This window comes from Dyella japonica A8 (genome assembly GCF_000725385.1).
Classification (GTDB): domain Bacteria; phylum Pseudomonadota; class Gammaproteobacteria; order Xanthomonadales; family Rhodanobacteraceae; genus Dyella; species Dyella japonica_C.
The window spans coordinates 3465630-3487362 of record NZ_CP008884.1; the positions used below are offsets into that span (position 1 = coordinate 3465630).

A 21733-nucleotide genomic window follows, 5' to 3' on the forward strand; every position below is an offset into this window, starting at 1 on the left:
GGTTCTATGCCTTGCCGCACATGGAACTTGCCGAAAACGCACTTGCACGCCGCACGCGACATCACGCGACGGCACCGCCAAACCCAGCCACGCCGCGGAGCCCGGAAGTCCTTGCGATGGACGGCGCAGTGCCCGCTTTCCGGTTTTAGGCCGTTTGGCCGATGACCCGCGAAAACGCCATCGACGACTCGTGCGCGAAGCGCACGATTTCAGCGCAAGCCAAGGGGCCCTGGCGAACGCTTCGCTATCGATGCACCGCCTCGAGCTTCAGGCGTACCCGCGCCCCATGCGCCCGTGATCGAACCGCTTGATGCGTCGATCCTCATGAGCAAGTCCACCCCGTCAATGGCGGCGTGCAAGGCATCAGTCAGGGGATCGCCCAGCTCGTGCCGGAGCGGTAACGTTTACATCGCCGATCCGGGCACGAATGCCGGCCGGGTCTGCGCAAGGATGGGCGCCTGGCGAACGCGCCGCGTTCGCCAGGCTAGAGGTGCCGCCACTCACCTGCGGCCGGCACCGTCATCGTTCGCGCTTCGCGGTTGGTAGTGCATGTCGCCGCGACCAACACGCATCCAGGTTCATCAGACAATCTTCGGCAGCTGCCAGCCAAACCTAACCGCCGCCACGCGCAACGCGAAACACACCAGCCCGCCGAGCGTCGCCGCAACCACCGGCGGACACCCCCATCGCCGCCCGACGACAAGCACCGCCGCGCCAAGCAAAGCCGCGCTCGCGTAGATGTTTGCCACCAGCACCATCGGCACCCGCGAGAGCAGCATGTCGCGCACAACGCCGCCACCACAGCCTGTGATGGCGCCCATCAGCATCGCGATGAACGGATGGATCTGGAACTCCAGCGCTTTCTCCGCGCCCGCCACCGCAAACAATGCGAGCCCTGCCGCATCAAGAGTCGTCAGCAAGAACGGGGGCACCGACTCGATCTGCGCATGAAACACAAACGCCACCAGTCCCGTGACAAACGCCAACACCGGATAACGCCAGTCGCGTATCGCACTCGGCGGCGTCGCGCCAATCAACAGATCGCGAACGATGCCGCCACCCAGCGCGACCATGAAGGACAACACCAGCACGCCGAGCAGATCCAGCCCGGCATGGACGGCCGCCATGGCACCCTCGATGGCAAACACCACGGTGCCGGAAAGATCGGCTACGAGCGCGACCTGCTTGCGGATCATGAGCCACTCCCCTTTTGCCCGGTTCCAGGACAGTCGAACGCCATAGGACACCTATAGAAAAGAACGATGCCGACCTGCGCTTCAATACCCTCTGGGCTGAGTGAAGGCTCCCTTGGTGATCTGCGATATCAATGCCGGCAGGTTCTCGGGATTCTTTCCGTCCGCGCCACCCCAGGTCGGCGTCGCCAGGCCCTTGCCCGAGATGTCCAGAACTACGACGGAACGATAAGGCGCAAAGCCGCCAATCTCGTAGAAGACAACGCAGCGATCAGCGGACACGCCGCCGATGAGCAATCGTCGCCATGGCAATCGAGGACCTCGTCCCATGACGTCAGTCGCCTGATAAGGCTGGCCAGGGTTGGCAAGTTCGAAACCGGATGTGCGCGCAAGCACCGCGAACCCACTCTTGCAGCTCGCCGGAAAGGCCGCGACATCGCGCACTTCGATGAAATGTTCGGCAAGAAGTTTTGCGCGTTCGGCAGGCGCGGGAATGGACGATGCGAATACGTTCGCCGCTGGACCTTGCATCTGCACGCCGGTCACGGACCGAGCCTGATCGAAGGCAAGCACTGGACCACCCGCCAGTGCGCTCGCCAGCACAGCAAGCCACATGGTTACCGAACGCCGACAACCGTTCATCGCAGCCACTCCATTTACCCACACAGGTAAACGCAACGATGAACTTGGCGGGGTTACTGCACAAGTCGTCCGCGGCCATCAAATCGCGCGCAAAACAAAAGGCACTTAGATTTCTCTAAGTGCCTTTCGAATTGGTGGGCCGTGTAAGATTCGAACTTACGACCAATTGATTAAGAGTCAACTGCTCTACCAACTGAGCTAACGGCCCTGAAACTTTTGTTTTCTTGCTAGCTCAACTGGGGTGGAAGATGGGACTCGAACCCACGACCCTCGGAATCACAATCCGATGCTCTAACCAGCTGAGCTACATCCACCGCATTGTTGAACTGGCGCGCCCGACAGGAATCGAACCTGCAACCGTCGGCTTAGAAGGCCGATGCTCTATCCGGTTGAGCTACAGGCGCTTGTGCACATTGTGCATAGCATCTGCATGGTCGGGGCAGAGGGATTCGAACCCCCGACATCCAGCTCCCAAAGCTGGCGCTCTACCAGGCTGAGCTATACCCCGATTTCGAATCCTCAACCGCTTTCGCGGGCTGAAGCTTTGAAATGCTACGGGTGACGCCTAGCCTAGTCAATCCGTATCAAAGCACACCGGATTTCTTCTTGCGTCCGGTCCGTTTGGCGATTCACTGCCTTGCGGTGCAAGCCGTGATGCGAACATCACACCTTGCTGTTAAATGGCGCGCCCGGAGAGATTCGAACTCCCGACCACCAAGTTCGTAGCCTGGTACTCTATCCAACTGAGCTACGGGCGCGTTTTTTAACTTTTGCCTCTTCGCTTAACCACCGGAGTGGAAAGCGCCGAAGCGAGAAGCGGAATTATTCAGATTCGAGGGCGGTGCGTCAATACTTTTTTTCAGTTTTTTTCATCGCCGTGTGGAAACTTTCACGTTCGGCGAGGAATGCACTTCACTCGAGCCGCTTAGTTTAGCCATCTGTTTCGCATTCGGCTATACCTTTGGGTGATTTTTTTTCACATATGTGAAGCATCGGGCTGGGCGCGATTCATGCGGCGTCCTGCACGGCCTCTTTTTCTCGATGAAACGGTGCGGCGGTCGCGCACGAGTGCGCTCCTACAGAAACGGAGAGCGACGCCCTGCCCTGCAAAGAAAAAGGCGGCACATGGCCGCCTTTTTCCTGTTTGCCGTTTTGACGATCAGCGATCGGCGATGCGACTCTGCGTTGCCGGATCACCCACCTTGGCACCGCTGTCGCCACGCGGCGGCGGAGGCGGCGGTGTGGAGCCGGTGCCGGAGTTCTTCGTCCAGTCCGCCGGCGGGCCCGGCACGCGGCCTGCCATGACGTCGTCGATCTGGTGCGCGTCGATGGTCTCGTACTGCAGCAGTGCGTCGGCCATCACGTGCAGCTTGTCGATGTTGTCGGTCAGCAGCTGCTTGGTGCGTGAATAGGCGCGATCCAGGATGGAGCGCACTTCCTCGTCGATCTTGCGCGCGGTCTCGTCGGAGACGTTCTTGTGCTGCGTCACGGCGCGACCCAGGAACACCTCGTCTTCTTCCTCGCCGTAGGTCACCGGACCGAGCTTGTCGGACAGGCCCCACTTGGTGGCCATGTTGCGGGCCATCTTGGTGGCGCGCTCGATGTCGTTGGACGCACCGGTGGTCACCTTATCCTCGCCGAAGATCAGCGCTTCGGCGACGCGGCCGCCATACAGCGAGCACAACTGCGACTCGATGGCCACGCGGTTCATGCTGTACTTGTCGCCTTCCGGCAGGTACATGGTCACGCCCAGCGCGCGACCGCGCGGAATGATGGTGACCTTGTAGACCGGATCGTGCTCCGGCACGAGGCGACCGACGATGGCATGACCAGCCTCGTGGTACGCGGTCAACTTCTTCTCGTCCTCGCTCATGGCCATCGAGCGACGCTCGGTGCCCATCAGGATTTTGTCGCGCGCCTTGTCCAGGTGAATCATGCGCACGTCGCGGGCGTTCTCGCGGGCGGCGAACAGCGCCGCCTCGTTGACGAGGTTGGCGAGGTCCGCACCGGAGAAGCCCGGCGTACCGCGCGCGATGGTCATCGGATCGACGTCCGGCGCGGTTGGCACGCGGCGCATGTGCACCTTGAGAATCTGCTCGCGGCCCTTCACGTCCGGCAGGCCAACCACCACCTGGCGGTCGAAACGGCCCGGGCGCAGCAGCGCCGGGTCGAGCACGTCCGGACGGTTGGTGGCGGCGATGACGATGACACCTTCGGTGCCTTCGAAACCGTCCATTTCCACCAGCAGCTGGTTCAGCGTCTGCTCGCGCTCGTCATGACCGCCGCCCAGGCCAGCGCCACGATGGCGACCGACAGCGTCGATTTCGTCGATGAAGATGATGCACGGCGCGTGCTTCTTGGCCTGCTCGAACATGTCGCGCACGCGGCTGGCGCCGACGCCCACGAACATTTCCACGAAGTCCGAGCCGGAGATGGAGAAGAACGGCACCTTGGCCTCGCCCGCGATGGCCTTGGCCAGCAGGGTCTTGCCGGTACCCGGCGGGCCCACCATCAGCACGCCACGGGGAATCTTGCCGCCCAGCTTCTGGAACTTGCCCGGGTCGCGCAGGAACTCGACCAGCTCACCGACCTCCTCCTTGGCTTCGTCGCAGCCGGCGACGTCGCTGAAGTTGACCTTGATCTGGTCCTCACCCTGCAGCTTGGCGCGCGAACGGCCGAAGCTCATGGCGCCGCGACCGCCCGCACCGGCCTGCATCTGGCGCATGAACCAGATGAACACGCCAACGATGAGGATGATGGGCAGCCAGTTGAGCAGCAGGCCCAGCAGCGAGAAGCCGTTGTTGGACGGCTCCTGGCGGACCTCCACGCCCTTGTCCTGCATCTGCTTGATCACCGTGTTGGTGGACCAGCCGAGGACGGGGGCGACGGTGCGGAAGGAGCTGCCGTCCTTCAGCTTGCCGCTGATGGCGGCCGGTTGGTCGGCACTGATGTTGGCCGTGGCCACGTTGCCGTTGTCCACGCTCTGCACGAAGCTGCTGTAAGGCAGATCCGAGGAGGACGCGCCATGCGGATTGAAGCTCTGGAACACGGTCAGCAGTACGACCGCGATGATCAGCCAGAGCAGCAGGTTTTTCGCCATTTCATTCATGCACGGTTCTCGCCCGATTGCCCGCCGTGGATCTTTCGCCCCACGGCCAATGCATACACCTCCCGCGAACGCGCGCGGGAGGCCTTAGGTTTACGCATCGTTACGCGGGTGAAGTCTGCGCGCAAGCTGCGTATGTATTCGTCAAAGCCGGTCCCCTGGAACAACTTGATCAGGAACGACCCGCCCGGCTTCAGCCACTGGCGGCTGAAATCCAGCGCCAGCTCGGCCAGGTCCATCGCCCGGATCTGGTCGGCCAGGGCCACACCACTCATATTGGGGGCCATATCAGACAGCACAAGATCGACCTGCTGGCCATGAAGGCGGCTTTCCAGCTCCCGCAGCACCGACTCTTCGCGGAAGTCGCCCTGCAGGAAGTCCACCCCGCCGATGCCCTGCATGGGCAGGATATCCATGGCCACCACGTGGCCGGTATCGCCCAGGCGCTGGCGCACCAGCTGCGACCAACCGCCCGGGGCGGCGCCCAGATCGACCACGCGCATGCCGGGCTTGAGCAGCCGATCCTTGTCGATCAGCTCTTCCAGCTTGAAGACGGCGCGCGAGCGCAGGCCCTCGGCCTGGGCCTTCTTCACATAGACATCATCGAAGTGTTCCCGCAGCCAGCGGGAACTGCTTTTGCTGCGAGACATGGGTCGGCAACTGCCACAGATACGGAGGAGATGGCCGCATGATACCCTTTGCGGTCCTATCGCAGCGAATCCGAGACTGAACGCATGGCACTTTCCCCCTCGCAGCGCCGTTACCTGCGCAGCCTTGCGCACGATCTCAACCCGGTCATCCTGCTAGGCGCCAAGGGTGCGACCGAGGCCGTGCTCAAGGAGCTGGACCTGGCCCTGTCCCACCACGAGCTGGTGAAGGTGAAGCTCTCGGGTGGCGACAAGGACGAGCGCCAGGAGCAGATCGACTTCCTGACCGAAGGCACCAAGGCCGAAAGCGTGCAGCAGATCGGCCACATCGTGGTGCTGTTCCGCCGCAACGAGGACGAGCCCAAGCTCGCCCTGCCGCGCTAAGGATCAACCGATGGATCTGTCGCTCGACCGCCCCGGCAGCTACCTGTTCGTGCGCCGCGTAGGCGCGCACGGCATCACCGTGGTCGATCGCGAACTGACCGCCAGTTTCCTGCTTTCGCCCGAGCGCGCTATCGAGAACTGGCCAGTCACGGCTTCAAACCAGCTCGACGCGAGTCACGTCGACGCCATCCTCGAGCTGCAGCCCGAAGTGGTGCTCCTGGGAACGGGTGAACGGCAGGTATTCCCCGCCCCGGCCTTCATGGCCGGCCTGCTGCGCAAGGGCGTGGGCGTGGAAGTGATGGACAACGCCGCCGCGGCGCGCACCTACGACCTGCTGGCCGGTGAAAACCGGCGCGTGGTCGCCGCCTTCATCCTGCCAGCCCGCTAGAGCGGCTCAACCACTCAACTGTGGGAGCGCACCCAGTGCGCGACGGCGGCGCAAAGCGCCGCTCATGGGCCTACTCGCAGTCGCGCACAGGGTGCGCTCCCACATATGCACTCCCACACCTAAGTGAAGCCCTGCGCCGTCAGCGCGACGGCAGGTAACCCATGGGGTCGACCGGGTTGCCATCCTTGCGGATCTGGAACTGCAGCTCGTCGCGCGATGCACCCGTGGAGCCCATTTCCGCAATTTGCTGGCCGGCCGTCACGCGCTGGCCTTCCTTCACCAGTCGCTTGCTGTTGTGGCCATAGGCCGACAGGTAGCTGTCGTTGTGCTTGACGATGATCAGCTCGCCGTAACCCACCAGGCCGTTGCCGCTGTACACCACCACGCCGTCGGCGGCGGCGCGCACCGCATCGCCCGACTTGCCGCCGATTTCGATGCCCGGGATGGCATCGCCCGACTGGAAGCGCTTGATCAGCGTGCCCTCGGCCGGCCAGCGCCAGGTCACGCCGCCATTGCTGCGGGTACCACCCGCTGCGGCAGGCGTGGGCGGCGCCGGGGGCGGCGTGTTGCTGGCGGTGGCCGCCGGAGCGCCGGCCACAGGCACCACTGGCGTCGTCACGGACGCGGGCGCCTGCGTGGACGCATGAGCCGGCGCCGACGCCGCAGCGACCTCGGCCGCCACTTCCGCAGCCGGATTGCTGCCCGCTGCCGTCGGCGCGGGCTGGGCATCCGGGGCGGCGTGTGCCGGGGCTGGCGGCTTGGCGGCGGTGGCGATCACCGGCACGGTGTGCTGCGCCACCGTGGCGGACGGCTTGCCACCACTCGCCGGAGCCAGCTTTAGCTCCTGGCCCGGCCAGATCGTGTAAGGCGAGTCGATATGGTTCCAGCTCGCCAGATCGCGCACGTCCACGCGATTGCGGAAGGCGATCGAATAAAGCGTATCGCCCTTCACCACCTTGTATGCGCCACCCGGTGCGGAACGCGCGGCAGGTGCCACGACACCCCCGGCACTGTTGGCCGCGGGCTCGACGACAACGGATCGCTGGGTGCCGCAGGCAGCCAGCAGGAGGACGGTGGTCAGACTCAGTGACCGGAGATATCCATTCATGTCGGTCAGCATAACGAGGCGCCCCGGTATTTTCATGCCTGCCGCGCCGACGCGCCCATCAGGCCGCCGGCCGGCGTTCAGTGCGACAGGAACCACCATGCTGCCAGCGCGACCAGGATGATCAACGCCGCCCAGCCAATACGCTCGATGTGCTTGTGCAGGATGCGCTCCGCGCGCTCGCCGAAGATGCGGATGAGCAGGGCCAGCAACCACACGCGCTTGCCACGGCCTACCGCCATGCACACCAGGAACGGGATGATCGGCACGCCGACGATACCCGCCGCCCAGGTCACGAACTTCATCGGCACCACCGGCTGCAAGGCGGCCAGCGCCAGCACCACCATCAGGCCGAGCCAATGCTGGTTCATCTGCAGGCGCAGGTTATCCACGCCCTTGTCGATGGGGGCGAGCAGGTGGAGGCTGTCCAGCAGCGGCGACAGCGCGTGGAAAGCCCAGTGACCCAGCGAGTAGCCCACCAGCGAGCCCACCAGCGAAAACAGCAGGCTGATGTTGGCGTAGAAGAATGCCTTGTGGCGCTTGCCGAGCATCATCGGCGCCAGCATCACTTCCGGCATGATGGGGAAGATGAAGGCTTCGACGAAGCTCAGGCCGCAGAGGTAATACACAGCCCTGGGGTGGCGCGCCCACGTGAGTGCACGCGCGTACAGCGGTCCGAACAGACGCATTCTTAGTGGCTTCCTTGTAAACCGTGGCGCATCAGCCGATGCCGCCGAGCAGAGGCACGAAACTGACGGCCGCCAGTTCCTCCTGGGTGAAATCGCCCTGCCCGTCGCCGCGCATGCGGATCAGCGTCTGGTTGCTGGGCGAACCGACCGGTGCCACGAGCACGCCGGTGGGGCTGAGCTGGTCGAGCACGGCATGCGGAATCGCATCGCCGGCCGCCGTGAGGATGATGGCGTCGAACGGCGCCTCGTCGGCCCAGCCCAGCTTGCCGTCGTCATGGCGCGAACGGATGTTGTTGAGGCCGAGCTGGCGGAAGCGGCGACGCGCCTGGCGCAGCAACTCTTCGATGCGCTCCACCGTGTAGACCTGCGGCACCAGCTGCGCCAGCACCACGGCCTGGTAGCCCGACCCCGTGCCGATCTCCAGCACTTTCTGCGGCACGCCGAACTCCAGCAGGGCTTCGGTCATGCGCGCCACCACCCAGGGCTGGGAAATGGTCTGGCCATGGCCGATGGGCAGCGCGGTGTTTTCGTAAGCCCGCGAATGCAGCGCCTGGTCGATGAAATGGTGGCGAGGCGTATTGCGGATCACGTCGATCACGCGCTGGTCGCGGATGCCCTCTTCCTTCAGCTTGACGGCCAAACGATCGCGCGCGCGTTGCGAGGTCATGCCCTCGCCTTTCAATGCGGATGGCGGCAACGGATGCACGTTCATGCCCTCACGCTGCCTCGTCGGCCGGATTGCCGCTGGTGACGCCCTTGTTGAGTGCGCCGACCCAGCTGCTGACCTTCTCCAACGCCTGGAAGCGCGTCAGATCGACATGGATGGGGGTCACCGAGACGTAACCGCGACGCACCGCATTGAAGTCCGTGCCGGGGCCGGCATCGTCGACATCGCCCGCCGGGCCGATCCACCAGATTTCCTTGCCGCGGGGATCGGTCTGCTTGATGCACGGCTCCGAACGATGGCGCTTGCCGAGGCGCGTCACTTCAAAACCGCGGATCTGCTCCCACGGCAGGTCAGGCACGTTGACGTTGAGGATGGTGTCCGCCGGCAACGGATCGACGCTCAGGCGCTGCATCAGCAACAGCACGGCATTGGCCGCGGAATCGTAGTGCTCGCCCTTGTGGTCCTTGCTGACCAGCGACACGGCAATGGCCGGCAGGCCAAGGAAACGCCCTTCCATCGCCGCCGACACGGTGCCGGAATAGATGACGTCGTCGCCAAGATTCGCCGAATTGTTGATGCCGGAGACCACCATGTCGGGCTCGTGATCGAGCATGCCCGCCAGCGCCAGGTGCACGCAGTCGGTGGGCGTACCGGCGACACGGTAGTAACCGTTATCCATGCGCAGCGCGCGGATAGGCGCATCGAGCGTGAGGGAGTTGCTTGCGCCGGAGCGATCGCGGTCAGGCGCCACCACCGTCACCTGGCCGATCGCGCCGAGGCGTTCGGCGAGCACGCGGATGCCCGGTGCATCCACGCCATCGTCGTTTGAAACCAGAACTCGCATGATGATCCGTTCAAAGCCAGTCGCGGCAGCGCGGCAAAGGCAGCGCTCGCCGGGTCAAGTCTAAAGTCTACCGGAGCGGGACGGCGGTTTCACATCGCGTCTGCTCATGTTTCAGACGCCTGACACAGCCTTGACCGCCACCGCCGACTCACGCGTCCCGCGACACCGCCAGGACGCCGGTGCATTAGGATTCAAGGCATGAAGCCGCGCCCGCCCAGCCCGATCTCCGACGATGACGCCCGCCTGTTCCGTGACGCCATCGGCGAGGTCACGCCACTTGCCCCCGCCGAGCCCGCGCCCGTCGCCCCCAAGCCCGAACCGCTCGCTCGCATGCTGGAAGCCGACGAGGCCTCCGTACCGGGCGAGCTGCTGGACATGGCCTTCGACCCGACCCTGCTCGAGGTGGGCGAAGAGTTGAGCTTCCTGAGGGACGGCTATCCACCCAAGCTGCTGCGTCAGCTGAAGCGAGGGCAGTTCAGCATCCAGGACGAGATCGACCTGCACCAGATGAACGCTGCCACGGCGCAGGTGGTGATCGCGGATTTCCTGGCGGAAGCCAAACACAACGGCATCCGTTGCGTGCGCATCGTGCATGGGAAGGGCCTACGTTCGCGGGCGGCGGGGCCGGTGTTGAAGGTGTTGACGGATAGAATCCTGCGCCGGCGCGACGACGTGGTGGCGTTTGCATCGGCACGGCCGATGCAAGGGGGAACCGGGGCGGTGGTGGTGCTGTTGAAGGGGTGAGGGGGCAACCTAGCCCCACCGCATCATAAACACCGTCATCCCGGCACAGGCCGGAGGCGGTTCACAACAGCCGAAGGCTGGTCATCCAGTGACTTTGCGGTTGGTTACCACCTCAGGCCTTCCCGCGACCTGGCCGCTTACGCAGCGGGCGTTTCGACCTTCTACCGACGACGCGAAGCTAGTCCCGTGGGAAGGCCGAGTCACTTTTCTTTTGCTGGCCCAAAAGATCCCACGGGGACTAGCTTTGCGTCGAAAGTAACCCAAAGAAAATGGCCTTGAGAGCCAGGGCTGGCAGCATTCCGTGGGGATAAGCCCGAACGGCTGAGGAACGTTGCTGCTTGGCAACCTCCGCCGCTACGACGCGAAGCTAGTCCCGTGGGACACCGCGGGTACTTCCAGGCGCTTCGCAACGCGCCGTGACGAAGAGGACTTAACGCGGAGCGTGGTGCCGCTACGCGGCACCTCCTTCCTCGCCCCTAGGCAGTTCACATTGAACGTCACCTATCGCTCGTCCTCTCTCTCCCGAGAGAGGACTGGGGTGAGCACCGAGGCAGTCCTGTGGGAGCGCACCCTGTGCGCGACAGCCTAACGGAGCGGTGACGACGAGACGCTGCGGTCGCGCACAGGGTGCGCTCCCACAAGGAAGCTCCTGCCATGGCGAACGTACCGTCATTCGCTACGCCACGATGTGCCGCGCAGCGGCACGAGCCGTCGGCTTGCCGCTATTGATCTCTCCGGGCCCCGTATGACGCGGCGGGCGGGTGGGGATCAGGCCCCGCAGGGGTGCCTGGCAGGGACGCCAGGCACTTTTCGTCGGTGCAGGATGCCCCGTCGAAAAGCCCGGAACCCGTCCGCGAACCTGGAGGGCCGTAGGCCCGGAAGGCGCGTCATCCGGGGACCCTTCTCTTTGGTTACTTTCTGACGCGAAGCTAATCCCTGTGGGACTTGGGCAAGCAAGAGAAAGTGACCCGGCCTTCCCACGGGACTAGCTTCGCGTCGCCGGCAGGAGGTCGGAAGCCCGCGGCAGGCGAGCCCGGTCGCCTTATCGCGACAACCAAACACCGATGTTCTGGATCCCGGCCTACGCCGGGATGACGGCCAAAGGACGAAGCGGTGAGGCAAGATTGCAGCCCTCACCTTCAATCCGATCCCCACGCCTCAAAACCATGGCCACCCATGGCCGCTCCCACACGCCGCAGAGATGAGTGGGAACCAGCGCTCAGCCCGTTCGCGCCAACTCGCGAACCACCGTCGTCGCATAAGCCCCCGCCGGCAATTCGAAACTCAATTCCAGCGAAGCGTCATCCAGCCAACGCCACTTCAGATCCTTCGGGATCATCCGCAACGCCCGACGCTCCTGATCCATCTTCGCCGCCACCAACCCATCGGCCAGGTCCGCATTCTCCGCCGCGATGGCATGCTCCAGCGCGGCCACTTCCCCCTTGGCCGGCGTCTCGTCCCGCCCCCACAACGGACCCGACGGATGGATGTCCCCCGTCGCCAGCCGCTGCGACAGCGTGGCATCGAAGGGCTCCGGCCCGAACCACGAGCGCGATCCTGCCAGCGACCAGATCTCTCCCTCCATCGGCGAATCCCACGCGTCACGCTCGATGCGCGCTGCCAGCACCGCATTGAAGATGTGCGAACGCGCCGCCGACAACAGGAAATGACGCTTGTCGCGATCCACGCGACGACCCGCGAACATCGCGCGGGCCTGCGCCACGTTGCCACCCTCGCGACCAAAGCGCTGCTCGCCGAAATAATTGGGCACGCCACGCTGCGCGATCTGCTTGAGCACCTCTTCAGCCACGGCGCGGTCGCCTTCGACCTGCCGCAACACCAGCACGAAGCGGTTACCACGCAGCGCGCCGCGCTTGAGTTTGCGCTTGTGCCGCGTGACGGCCAGCACCTTCGCCCCTTCCGCGGGAAATGCCGACCAGTCCGGATCAGGTTTGCCGGCCAGTTGCACGGAAAAGGTCTGGCGCGTTACCGCGTGGCGATCCTTCAGCCCGGCGTAGCCCACGTTGAGCGGCGGAATGCCTGCAAACTTGGCCAGCTCCTTGGCCACCCAATCGGTGTTGGCGCCGCGCTTCTCTACCCACAGCAACGCATGTTCGCCTTCGCCATCGGCGTCGTAACCGAGAATTTCCTCGACCTGGAAATCTTCGGGAGTGCTGCGCAGCACGGCGGTCAGCGGCGGATTGCCATAGGCGTAAGGCAGTTCGAGATCGGACATGGGACTCCACCGGCATGGCCGGCTTGCAGGGAAACATCGCGCCAGCGGCGCATTACATCAGGAACAGCGTGGGGAGACCGAAAAGGCGTAGAACCCGCCCGCGTCAAACCTGGCGGTGATCAGGACGCTCGAACCCCTGAAAGGCTTGATGATGACGTCGAGCCGATCATGCGGACCCGGGAGCCCTGCCCCCGGCCTCGCTCATGCCAGGACCAGCAGCACGCAGGCTTGCGCCGCGATACCCTCGCCGCGACCGGTGAAGCCGAGCTTCTCGGTGGTGGTCGCCTTGATGCTGATGCGGTCGAGCTCGCAACCCAGCTCCTCGGCCACGGCTTCGCGCATGGCCAGCGAATGGGGGCCAACCTTGGGGGCTTCGCAGATGACGGTGACGTCGGCGTTGCCCAGCGCGTAACCGTGTTCGCGCATGAGTTTGGCCGCGTGGCGCAGGAAGAGCCGGCTGTCGGCGTTGCGCCACTGCTCCTGGCTCGGCGGGAAGTGCCGGCCGATGTCGCCCAGCGCCAGCGCGCCGAAGATGGCATCGCACAGTGCATGGATGACCACATCGCCATCGGAATGGGCCACCACGCCATGCGTATGGGGCACGCGCACGCCACCCAGCATCACGTGATCGCCTTCGCCGAAGATATGGACGTCGAAGCCCTGTCCGATCCGCATCATGAAGAACTCCTAGCAGCCCGTGCGGGCTTCACTTCATACGCGACAACAGGAATTCGGCCAGTGCGAAATCCGTTGCCGTGGTGACCTTGATATTGTCTTCCGCGCCTTCGACCAGGCATGGCGCAAAACCGGCGCGCTCCATTGCCATCGCCTCGTCGCTCACGGTGACGCCAGCGCCGTGGGCGGACTGCAGCGCCGCCGACAGCTCGCCGCGCCGGAACATCTGCGGCGTGAAGGCACGCCAGCGATGGTCGCGTGGTTCGGTGACCTCGCTGCGGCCGTCGCTGTTGGCACGCTTGAGCGTGTCGCGCAGCGGTGCGCCCAAGAGGCCGCCACCCGCAGGCATGCCCACGTCCATCAGCCGGGTAATGTCAGCCTCGCGCACGCAGGGGCGCGCAGCGTCGTGAACCAGCACAAAGGTGTCGTCAGAGACATTGGCCGGCAGGGCACGTACACCCGCCAGCACCGAATCACAACGCTCCGCGCCGCCGATCGTGGTCAGCACTGGCTTGCCATACAGCTCTGCGACGCCAGGCCAATGCCCGTCGCCCTCGCCCAGCACCACCATCAAGCCGGCGATGCGCGGATGCAGCGCCAGCCGCTCCAGCGTGTGCAGGATCAGCGCCCGCCCTGCCAGGGGCAGGTATTGCTTGGGGATGCTTCCGCCTACGCGCGTGCCGCGCCCCGCCGCCGGCACCACGCACCAGAGCGCCGCGCTCATGGGTTGCCGTTGCTGGATGCGGCGGACGCGGGCGCCTGTGCGGCACCCGGCTTTTCCACCACCTGGTAGAACGTTTCGCCCGGCTTGATCAGGCCAAGTTCGGCGCGGGCGCGAGCCTCCACGGCTTGTTCGCCGTGCTTGAGGTCGCTCACATCCGCGCCGAGAGCCTGATTGCGCTGGGTCAGCTTGTCGTTGTCCTCGCCCTGCTTCTTGACAGCCGCGCGCAAGGTTTCCACCTCATGCACGCCGCCGTGCCCGTTCCACAGTTTTACCTGTAGCGCGATCAGCACAAGAATCAGGATCAGGGCGACCCAGCGCACCATGGGCTAAGCGTCCTCCTCAGCCCGGCAGCTTGGCCAGGTTCGGGAAGGCGTTGCGACCAGCGTAGACCGCGGCCGAACCCAGTGCCTCTTCGATGCGCAGCAGCTGGTTGTACTTGGCCACGCGATCGGTGCGGCACAGCGAGCCCGTCTTGATCTGGGTGGCGGTGGTCGCCACGGCGATGTCGGCGATGGTGGTGTCTTCCGTCTCGCCTGAGCGGTGCGACACGATGGCCGCGTACTTGGCCGCGTCGGCCATGGCGATGGCTTCCAGCGTCTCGGACAGCGTGCCGACCTGGTTGACCTTGATCAGGATGGCGTTGGCGATCTTCTTGTCGATGCCTTCCTTGAAGATCGTCGGATTGGTGACGAACAGGTCGTCACCCACCAGCTGCACGGTCTGGCCCAGCTTGTCGGTCAGGTGCTTCCAGCCGGCCCAGTCGCCTTCGGCCATGCCGTCCTCGATGGTGACGATGGGGTACTGCTTGGCCCAGCTGGCCAGCACGTCGACCCACTGCTCCGGCGTGTACACCTTGCCCTCGCCTTCGAGGTCGTAGTTGCCGCCCTTGAAGAATTCCGAGCTGGCCACGTCCAGGCCGAGCAGGATCTCGCTGCCCACCTTGTAGCCAGCCTTGTTGACGGCTTCGAGGATGGTGTCCAGCGCTTCGATGTTGGAACGCAGGTTCGGCGCGAAGCCGCCTTCGTCACCCACGGCGGTGTTCAGGCCCTTGCCCTTGAGCACGCTCTTGAGCGCGTGGAACACCTCGGCACCGGCGCGCAGCGCTTCGGAGAAACTGGACACGCCCACCGGCAGGATCATGAACTCCTGCACGTCGACGTTGTTATCGGCATGCGCACCACCGTTGATGATGTTCATCATCGGCACCGGCAGTGCGCCCGGCTTGCCGGTGGTGCCGTTGATGGTGGCGAGGTACTGCCACAGCGGCTGACGGTTCTGCGCGGCCACGGCATGCGCGGCAGCCATGGACACGCCGAGGATGGCGTTGGCGCCCAGCTTGCCCTTGTTCGGGGTGCCATCGAGATTGATCAGCTTGGCATCCAGGCCACCCTGGTTGGCGGCGTCGAAGCCCTTCAGCTCGCTGGCGATGGAGTTGTTGACGTTGAGCACGGCGTTCTTCACGCCCTTGCCCAGGTAACGCGCCTTGTCGCCGTCGCGCAGCTCAACCGCCTCGCGCGAACCCGTCGACGCACCGCTCGGCACGGCAGCGCGGCCAAAGCCGCCGCCCGCCAGGGTCACTTCCGCTTCAAGCGTGGGGTTGCCGCGGGAATCGAGGATTTCACGTGCGTGGATGCGGGTGATGTCGGTGCTCATGGGATCCGTAGCTTGATGAGGTGAATAAAGCGGGGAAATATCCTGCCTGATTTGCGGGGGATGCGCTTTATTCGCCTCCCCATACTGACTAGGAGCCGGGTGCGAATCAGAGCGTGTGTTCGAGGAACGTGTGTCGCTTGGTGACCTGGTCGAGTTCGAGCAGGGTTTCCAGCAGCGCTTCCATCTTGTCCAGCGGCCAGGCATTGGGACCGTCGCTGAGCGCCTTGGACGGATCTGGATGCGTTTCCGCAAACAGGCCGGCCACGCCCACTGCCACGGCGGCGCGCGCCAGCACCGGCACGAACTCGCGCTGGCCGCCCGAGCTGGTGCCCTGCCCGCCCGGCAACTGCACCGAGTGGGTGGCGTCGAACACCACCGGACAACCGGTGTCGCGCATCACGCTGATCGAGCGCATGTCAGAGACGAGGTTGTTGTAGCCGAAGCTGGCGCCGCGCTCGCAGACCAGGATGTCGTCATTACCGACGGCCTTGGCCTTGTCGACGACGTTTTTCATGTCCCATGGCGAAAGGAACTGGCCCTTCTTGATGTTCACCGGAATACCGGCACGCGCCACGTTCTGGATGAAGTCGGTCTGGCGACACAGGAAGGCCGGCGTCTGCAGGACGTCGACCACCGCGGCCACTTCGTTCATCGGCGTGTACTCGTGCACGTCGGTGAGCACCGGCACACCAAGCTGGCGCTTCACTTCCCCCAGGATCTTCAGGCCCGCTTCCATGCCGGGACCGCGGAAGCTGGTGCCGGACGAACGGTTCGCCTTGTCGAAGCTGGACTTGAAGATGAAGTGGATGCCGAGCTTGGAAGTGATTTCCTTGAGCTTGCCGGCGGTGTCCATCTGGAGCTGTTCGGATTCGACCACACAGGGACCGGCGATCAGGAAGAGCGGCTTGTCCAGGCCGACTTCGAATCCACACAACTTCATGCGACAGACTCCTTGGCCAGACGCTCACCCTCGCGCACCGCCTTGAACTCGCGGGCGGCCTGCACGAAGCCGATGAACAGCGGGTGGCCATCGCGCGGGGTAGAGGTGAATTCCGGATGCGCCTGGCAGCCCAGGAACCACGGGTGCTTCTGCGGCGGCAGTTCGACGATTTCGACCAGCAGGTCATCCATCGACTTGCCGGAGATCACCAGACCGAGGTCTTCGAAGGTCTGACGGTAACGGTTGTTGAACTCGTAGCGGTGGCGATGGCGCTCGCGCACCACGTCCTGTCCGTACAGCTCGCGGGCCAGCGTGCCGGCCTTAAGGCGGCATTCCTGCGCGCCCAGGCGCATGGTGCCGCCCAGGTCCGAACGCTCGGTGCGCGTCTCGACTTCGCCGGTGGCCGTGGTCCACTCGGTGATCAGGGCGATGACCGGGTCCGGGCTGTTGCGGTCGTTCTCGCTGGAGTCGGCGTTGGTGAGACCGGCCACGCTGCGCGCGAAGTCCACCACCGCGGCATGCATGCCGTAGCAGATGCCGAAGTACGGCACGCCCTTCTCGCGGGCGTAACGGGCCGCCAGCACCTTGCCCTCGAAGCCGCGCTTGCCGAAGCCGCCCGGCACCAGGATGGCGTCGGCATTGCCCAGCGCCTTGGCGGCGCCTTCGGCCTCGACCTGCTCCGAATCAACCCAGTTGAGATTGACACGGGTGAGCTGCTTGATGCCGCCATGGCGCAGCGCCTCGCCCAGGGACTTGTAGGCGTCCTTGTGCTCGACGTACTTGCCGACGATGGCGACGGTGACTTCGTCCTTCGGGTGCTCCACGGCATCGACCGTGCGCTGCCACGAGGACAGGTCGGCCGGGCCGGCCTGCAGGCCCAGGCGCTTGACCACGATGTCGTCCAGGCCCTGCTTGTGCAGCCACAGCGGCTGTTTGTAGATGACGTCCACGTCGGTCGCGCTGATCACCGCGTTCTCGGGAACGTTGGTGAACAGAGCGATCTTGCGGCGCTCGCCGTCCGGCAGCGGCTGCTCGCAACGGCACAGCAACACGTCCGGCTGGATACCGATGGAGCGCAGCTCCTTCACGGAGTGCTGGGTGGGCTTGGTCTTGATCTCGCCGGCGGCCTTGATATACGGCACCAGGGTGAGATGCATGAACAGGCACTTCTCCGGGCCGTGCTCGCTGCGCAGCTGGCGGATGGCCTCCAGGAACGGCAGCGACTCGATGTCGCCCACCGTGCCGCCGATCTCGACCAGCGCCACGTCGAAGCCGCGGGTGGCCTCGTGGATGCAGTGCTTGATCTCGTCGGTGATGTGCGGGATGACCTGCACGGTGGCGCCCAGATAGTCGCCGCGGCGCTCCTTGCGGATCACCGATTCGTAGATCTTGCCCGTGGTAATGGAGTTCTTGCCCGTGAGACGGGTATGGACGAAGCGCTCGTAGTGGCCCAGGTCCAGGTCAGTCTCCGCGCCGTCGTCGGTCACGTAGACCTCGCCGTGCTGGAAGGGACTCATGGTGCCCGGATCCACGTTGATGTACGGGTCGAGCTTCATCATGGTGACCGAAAGGCCACGCGCTTCCAGAATGGAAGCCAGCGACGCCGCGGCGATGCCCTTACCGAGAGAGGACACCACACCGCCGGTGACGAAAATCAGGGGGGTCATGGGATGCAGCCGTGCTGGAAATTTGTATTTTAGAGGAAGAATGGTCTCACCGCGAGGGCTTGCGGCCGGGTAAATGACTGGGTTGTTCAAGTTGGGGGCCGGACAAGGCCCGTCACCAACTCCCACGCACCCCACAGCCCACCTACCCCTCACCGTCATTCCGGCGCAGGCCGGAATCCAGTGGCGGTACGGCCCGGTCTTCGCGACAGCGCCCGGGCTCTGGCGCGACAACCCTATGTCGCCGCCACTGGATTCCGGCCACCGTGATTCCGGCCTGCGCCGGAATGACGGGTGTGGGGACTGGGTCGAAAAGCCGCCGTGACGCCACCCCGGCCCAAAAACAACAAGGGCGCCCGAAGGCGCCCCTGTCGCGACCGAACCCAATACCGGCTTATTCCACCGGCACCATATGGGACGTCGGATGCATCATGTTCACATTCATGTTGTGCAGCACCCACAGCGAGCCGACCACCACGATGGCCAGGATCAGGATGGTGAACAGCATGATCGACAGGTTGCCACGCTGCGACGGCGAGGTACCCATGTGCAGGAAGTAGACCAGCTGGACGATCAGCTGGGCCACGCCGAACACGACGATGCCGGGCATCATCAGGTCATGCGGGACCTTGCCGCTCATCACCACGCCGAACGAGGCCAGGGTCAGCACCACCGACAGCACGAAGCCGATCAGGTAGGACTTGGTGCTGCCGTGGTCGGCATGCTCGGCGCCGTGGTGGGCGTCATGGGAATGGTGGTTGCCGGACATCAGATGGCCCCCCGCAGGTAGACAAAGGTGAAGACGCAGATCCAGACGATGTCCAGGAAGTGCCAGAACAGGCTCAGGCACGACAGGCGACGCCGGGTGGCATCGGTCAGGCCGAAGCGGCGGATCTGATCCATCATCACCACCAGCCAGATCAGGCCGCAGCTCACGTGCAGGCCGTGCGTGCCCACCAGCGTGAAGTAGCTGGACAGGAACGCGCTGGTGCTGGGACCGGCGCCTTCATGGATGAGCTTGGCGAACTCGTACACTTCCATGCCGATGAAGCCGGCACCGAACAGGAACGTGACTGCCAGCCACGCCACCACACCGCCCTTCTTGCCGGCATGCATGTTGAGCATGGCCATGCCGAAGGTGACGGACGAGATCAGCAGCAGCATGGTCTCGCCGAGCACGTACGGCAGCTCGAACAGTTCCTTGCCGGTGGGGCCGCCCGCCGTGCTGTTGGCCAGCACGGCAAACGTGGCGAACAGGCCCGAGAAGATCAGGCAGTCGCTCATCAGATAGATCCAGAACCCCAGCAGGGTCTTGGATCCGTCGTCGTGGTGATGGGCGTCCCCGCCGTGGGAGACGCCGTCGTGCGCGCCGTGGGCGACGCTTACTGCAGGACTGCTCATGGGTTACGCCACCTTCTGACGCTGGGGCGCCGCTGCCGGAGCCACCTGCGTGGTCTGGAACTGCTTGAGCTGGGCGTGACGCGAACGCTCGATGCGCTCAACCTCGGCCGCCGGCACCCAGTAATCGATGTCACGGTCGTAGGCACGCACGATGAAGGCGCCGATCATGCCCAGCAGGCCCACGGCCGCCAGCCACCAGATGTGCCACACCAGGGCGAAACCCAGGACGGTACCGAACGCGCCCATGACCACACCGACACCGGTGTTGCGGGGCATATGGATGTCTTCGTACTTGGCAGGTTGCACGTAAGCGACTCCGTTTTGTTTGTCTTCCCAGAACTGGTCCAGCGCATGGACCTGGGGCAGCGATGCGAAGTTGTAGAACGGCGCCGGCGAGCTGGTGGCCCATTCCAGGGTGCGGCCACCCCACGGGTCGCCGCTGGGATCGGTGAGCTTCTTGCGGTCGCGGACCGAGACATAGAACTGCACCACGGTGCAGAAGATGCCCAGCGCGATGACGGCCGCGCCGAGGGCAGCGACGATCAGGTACGGCTGCCACTCCGGGTTGGCGTAGTGGTTCATGCGGCGGGTCATGCCCTTCAGGCCCAGCACGTACAGCGGCATGAAGGCCAGGTAGAAACCGACCAGCCAGCACCAGAACGATGCCTTGCCCCAGAATTCGTTGAGGCGGAAGCCGAACGCCTTCGGGAACCAGTAGTTGATCGCCGCGAACACGCCGAACACCACGCCACCGATGATCACGTTATGGAAGTGCGCGATCAGGAAGACGCTGTTGTGCAGCAGGAAGTCCGCGCCCGGCACGGCCAGCAGCACGCCGGTGACGCCGCCGATCACGAAGGTGACCATGAAGCCCACCGTCCACAGCATCGGCACGTTGAACTCCACGCGGCCGCGATACATGGTGAACAGCCAGTTGAACAGCTTCGCGCCGGTGGGCACCGAGATGATCATCGTCGTGATGCCGAAGAAGGCATTCACGCTGGCACCCGAGCCCATGGTGAAGAAGTGGTGCAGCCACACCACGAACGACAGCACGCCGATGCAGGAGGTGGCGTACACCATCGACTTGTAGCCGAACAGCGGCTTCTTGGAGAACGTGGCGACGATTTCCGAGAACGCACCGAAGCACGGCAGGATCAGGATGTAGACCTCCGGGTGGCCCCAGATCCAGATCAGGTTCACGTACATCATGGCGTTGCCGCCAAGCTCGTTCGTGAAGAAGTGCATGTCCAGGTAGCGGTCGGCCGTGAGCAGGGCCAGCGTCACCGTCAGGACCGGGAACGCGGCCACGATCAGGATGTTGGTGACCAGCGCGGTCCACGTGAACACCGGCATCTGCATCAGCTTCATGCCCGGCGTGCGCATCTTCATGATGGTCACGATGAAGTTGATGCCGCTCAGCGTGGTGCCGAGGCCGGACAACTGCAGCGACCAGATGTAGTAGTCGACGCCCACTGTTGGGCTGTATGACAGGCCCGACAGCGGCGGGTACGCCAGCCAGCCGGTGGCGGCGAAGTCACCGACGAACAGCGACACCATCACCAGCACCACGCCCGACATGAACAGCCAGAAGCTGAGCGAGTTCAGGAACGGATAGGCCACGTCGCGCGCGCCGATCTGCAGCGGCACCACCAGGTTCATCAGGCCCGTGATGAACGGCATGGCCACGAAGAAGATCATGATCACGCCGTGGGCGGTGAACACCTGGTCAAAGTGGTGCGGCGGCAGGTAGCCGGCGGATTCACCCGCAGCCATGGCCTGCTGTGCGCGCATCATGACGGCGTCGGCGAAGCCGCGCATCAGCATGACCAGCGCCACGATGACGTACATGATGCCGATCTTCTTGTGGTCCACCGAGGTGAACCACTCCTTCCACAGGTAACCCCACAGGCGGAACTTGGTAAGAACCGCGAGCATCGTCGCGCCGCCGAGGAGCACGGCAGCGAGCGTAACCATCACGATCGGCTCGTGATACGGGATCGCGTCTAGGGTGAGCTTTCCAAACATGGC

Annotated in this window: 21 protein-coding genes and 5 tRNA genes; 3 read left to right on the top strand and 23 right to left on the bottom strand. The window is 64.4% G+C overall.

The window, feature by feature from the left end; translation table 11 throughout:
* Positions 1 to 581 precede the first annotated feature (581 nt).
* The 9 genes from HY57_RS14480 to rlmE form a co-directional block, all read right to left on the bottom strand.
* Positions 582 to 1196, bottom strand: coding sequence for a trimeric intracellular cation channel family protein (locus HY57_RS14480; RefSeq protein WP_019464282.1), 615 nt, complete (start codon positions 1194 to 1196; stop codon positions 582 to 584).
* An 81-nt stretch (positions 1197 to 1277) separates the two neighbouring features.
* Positions 1278 to 1808, bottom strand: a complete 531-nt coding sequence (locus HY57_RS14485; RefSeq protein ID WP_019464283.1) for a hypothetical protein — start codon at positions 1806 to 1808, stop codon at positions 1278 to 1280.
* Positions 1809 to 1967: 159 nt separating this feature from the next.
* A tRNA-Lys gene (locus tag HY57_RS14490) sits at positions 1968 to 2043 on the bottom strand.
* A 29-nt stretch (positions 2044 to 2072) separates the two neighbouring features.
* Positions 2073 to 2149 (bottom strand) — tRNA-His (locus HY57_RS14495).
* Positions 2150 to 2162: 13 nt separating this feature from the next.
* Positions 2163 to 2239, bottom strand: a tRNA-Arg gene (locus HY57_RS14500).
* A gap of 27 nt (positions 2240 to 2266) precedes the next feature.
* Positions 2267 to 2343, bottom strand: a tRNA-Pro gene (locus HY57_RS14505).
* A gap of 173 nt (positions 2344 to 2516) precedes the next feature.
* Positions 2517 to 2593 (bottom strand) — tRNA-Arg (locus HY57_RS14510).
* Between the two features lie 401 nt (positions 2594 to 2994).
* On the bottom strand, positions 2995 to 4944 hold the full coding sequence (gene ftsH, locus HY57_RS14515; RefSeq protein WP_192813439.1) for an ATP-dependent zinc metalloprotease FtsH: 1950 nt from the start codon (positions 4942 to 4944) through the stop codon (positions 2995 to 2997).
* A complete protein-coding gene (gene rlmE / locus HY57_RS14520; RefSeq protein WP_019464285.1) occupies positions 4941 to 5591 on the bottom strand; it encodes a 23S rRNA (uridine(2552)-2'-O)-methyltransferase RlmE in 651 nt (216 codons plus the stop codon). Before rlmE ends, ftsH begins: the two co-directional genes overlap by 4 nt.
* A gap of 84 nt (positions 5592 to 5675) precedes the next feature.
* Between rlmE and yhbY the strand changes: the two genes are divergently transcribed.
* Both yhbY and HY57_RS14530 read left to right on the top strand, forming a co-directional pair.
* Positions 5676 to 5972: a ribosome assembly RNA-binding protein YhbY gene (yhbY, locus tag HY57_RS14525; RefSeq protein WP_026033762.1), complete on the top strand. Its 297-nt coding sequence runs from the start codon at positions 5676 to 5678 to the stop codon at positions 5970 to 5972.
* A 10-nt stretch (positions 5973 to 5982) separates the two neighbouring features.
* Positions 5983 to 6360 carry an Mth938-like domain-containing protein gene (locus HY57_RS14530; protein WP_019464287.1) on the top strand — a complete coding sequence of 126 codons (378 nt, stop codon included), beginning with the start codon at positions 5983 to 5985 and terminating at the stop codon, positions 6358 to 6360.
* 139 nt (positions 6361 to 6499) lie between these two features.
* On the opposite strand, the gene HY57_RS14535 is transcribed toward HY57_RS14530, so the two are convergent.
* The 4 genes from HY57_RS14535 to surE form a co-directional block, all read right to left on the bottom strand.
* On the bottom strand, positions 6500 to 7480 hold the full coding sequence (locus HY57_RS14535; protein ID WP_019464288.1) for a peptidoglycan DD-metalloendopeptidase family protein: 981 nt from the start codon (positions 7478 to 7480) through the stop codon (positions 6500 to 6502).
* A 65-nt stretch (positions 7481 to 7545) separates the two neighbouring features.
* Positions 7546 to 8154: a YqaA family protein gene (locus HY57_RS14540; RefSeq protein ID WP_019464289.1), complete on the bottom strand. Its 609-nt coding sequence runs from the start codon at positions 8152 to 8154 to the stop codon at positions 7546 to 7548.
* 31 nt (positions 8155 to 8185) lie between these two features.
* A complete protein-coding gene (locus tag HY57_RS14545) occupies positions 8186 to 8866 on the bottom strand; it encodes a protein-L-isoaspartate(D-aspartate) O-methyltransferase (protein WP_019464290.1) in 681 nt (226 codons plus the stop codon).
* 4 nt (positions 8867 to 8870) lie between these two features.
* Positions 8871 to 9665 (bottom strand): 5'/3'-nucleotidase SurE, encoded by a 795-nt coding sequence (surE, locus tag HY57_RS14550; protein WP_019464291.1) that lies wholly within the window; start codon positions 9663 to 9665, stop codon positions 8871 to 8873.
* 198 nt (positions 9666 to 9863) lie between these two features.
* Here surE and HY57_RS14555 point away from each other — a divergent pair, with 198 nt between their 5' ends.
* Entirely contained in the window at positions 9864 to 10409 is a 546-nt protein-coding gene (locus tag HY57_RS14555) for a Smr/MutS family protein (RefSeq protein WP_019464292.1), read from the top strand.
* A gap of 1219 nt (positions 10410 to 11628) precedes the next feature.
* On the opposite strand, the gene truD is transcribed toward HY57_RS14555, so the two are convergent.
* From truD to cyoB, 10 genes are all read right to left on the bottom strand, one after another.
* Positions 11629 to 12645, bottom strand: coding sequence for a tRNA pseudouridine(13) synthase TruD (gene truD / locus HY57_RS14565; RefSeq protein ID WP_019464422.1), 1017 nt, complete (start codon positions 12643 to 12645; stop codon positions 11629 to 11631).
* 201 nt (positions 12646 to 12846) lie between these two features.
* The gene (ispF, locus tag HY57_RS14570) at positions 12847 to 13320 is read right to left on the bottom strand and encodes a 2-C-methyl-D-erythritol 2,4-cyclodiphosphate synthase (protein ID WP_026033781.1); all 474 of its coding nucleotides are present in this window, start codon (positions 13318 to 13320) and stop codon (positions 12847 to 12849) included.
* 31 nt (positions 13321 to 13351) lie between these two features.
* Positions 13352 to 14044: a 2-C-methyl-D-erythritol 4-phosphate cytidylyltransferase gene (ispD, locus tag HY57_RS14575; protein WP_019464424.1), complete on the bottom strand. Its 693-nt coding sequence runs from the start codon at positions 14042 to 14044 to the stop codon at positions 13352 to 13354.
* Entirely contained in the window at positions 14041 to 14367 is a 327-nt protein-coding gene (ftsB, locus tag HY57_RS14580) for a cell division protein FtsB (RefSeq protein WP_019464425.1), read from the bottom strand. The genes ispD and ftsB overlap by 4 nt, the downstream gene beginning before the upstream one ends.
* Positions 14368 to 14383: 16 nt before the next feature.
* Positions 14384 to 15697, bottom strand: coding sequence for a phosphopyruvate hydratase (gene eno, locus HY57_RS14585; RefSeq protein ID WP_019464426.1), 1314 nt, complete (start codon positions 15695 to 15697; stop codon positions 14384 to 14386).
* Between the two features lie 106 nt (positions 15698 to 15803).
* A complete protein-coding gene (gene kdsA, locus HY57_RS14590) occupies positions 15804 to 16637 on the bottom strand; it encodes a 3-deoxy-8-phosphooctulonate synthase (protein ID WP_019464427.1) in 834 nt (277 codons plus the stop codon).
* Positions 16634 to 18304 carry a CTP synthase gene (locus HY57_RS14595; protein WP_019464428.1) on the bottom strand — a complete coding sequence of 557 codons (1671 nt, stop codon included), beginning with the start codon at positions 18302 to 18304 and terminating at the stop codon, positions 16634 to 16636. Before HY57_RS14595 ends, kdsA begins: the two co-directional genes overlap by 4 nt.
* A 391-nt stretch (positions 18305 to 18695) precedes the next feature.
* On the bottom strand, positions 18696 to 19070 hold the full coding sequence (gene cyoD / locus HY57_RS14600) for a cytochrome o ubiquinol oxidase subunit IV (RefSeq protein ID WP_019464429.1): 375 nt from the start codon (positions 19068 to 19070) through the stop codon (positions 18696 to 18698).
* Positions 19070 to 19702: a cytochrome o ubiquinol oxidase subunit III gene (gene cyoC / locus HY57_RS14605; RefSeq protein ID WP_019464430.1), complete on the bottom strand. Its 633-nt coding sequence runs from the start codon at positions 19700 to 19702 to the stop codon at positions 19070 to 19072. Before cyoC ends, cyoD begins: the two co-directional genes overlap by 1 nt.
* 3 nt (positions 19703 to 19705) lie before the next feature.
* On the bottom strand, positions 19706 to 21730 hold the full coding sequence (gene cyoB, locus HY57_RS14610; RefSeq protein WP_019464431.1) for a cytochrome o ubiquinol oxidase subunit I: 2025 nt from the start codon (positions 21728 to 21730) through the stop codon (positions 19706 to 19708).
* Between the last annotated feature and the right edge of the window lie 3 nt (positions 21731 to 21733).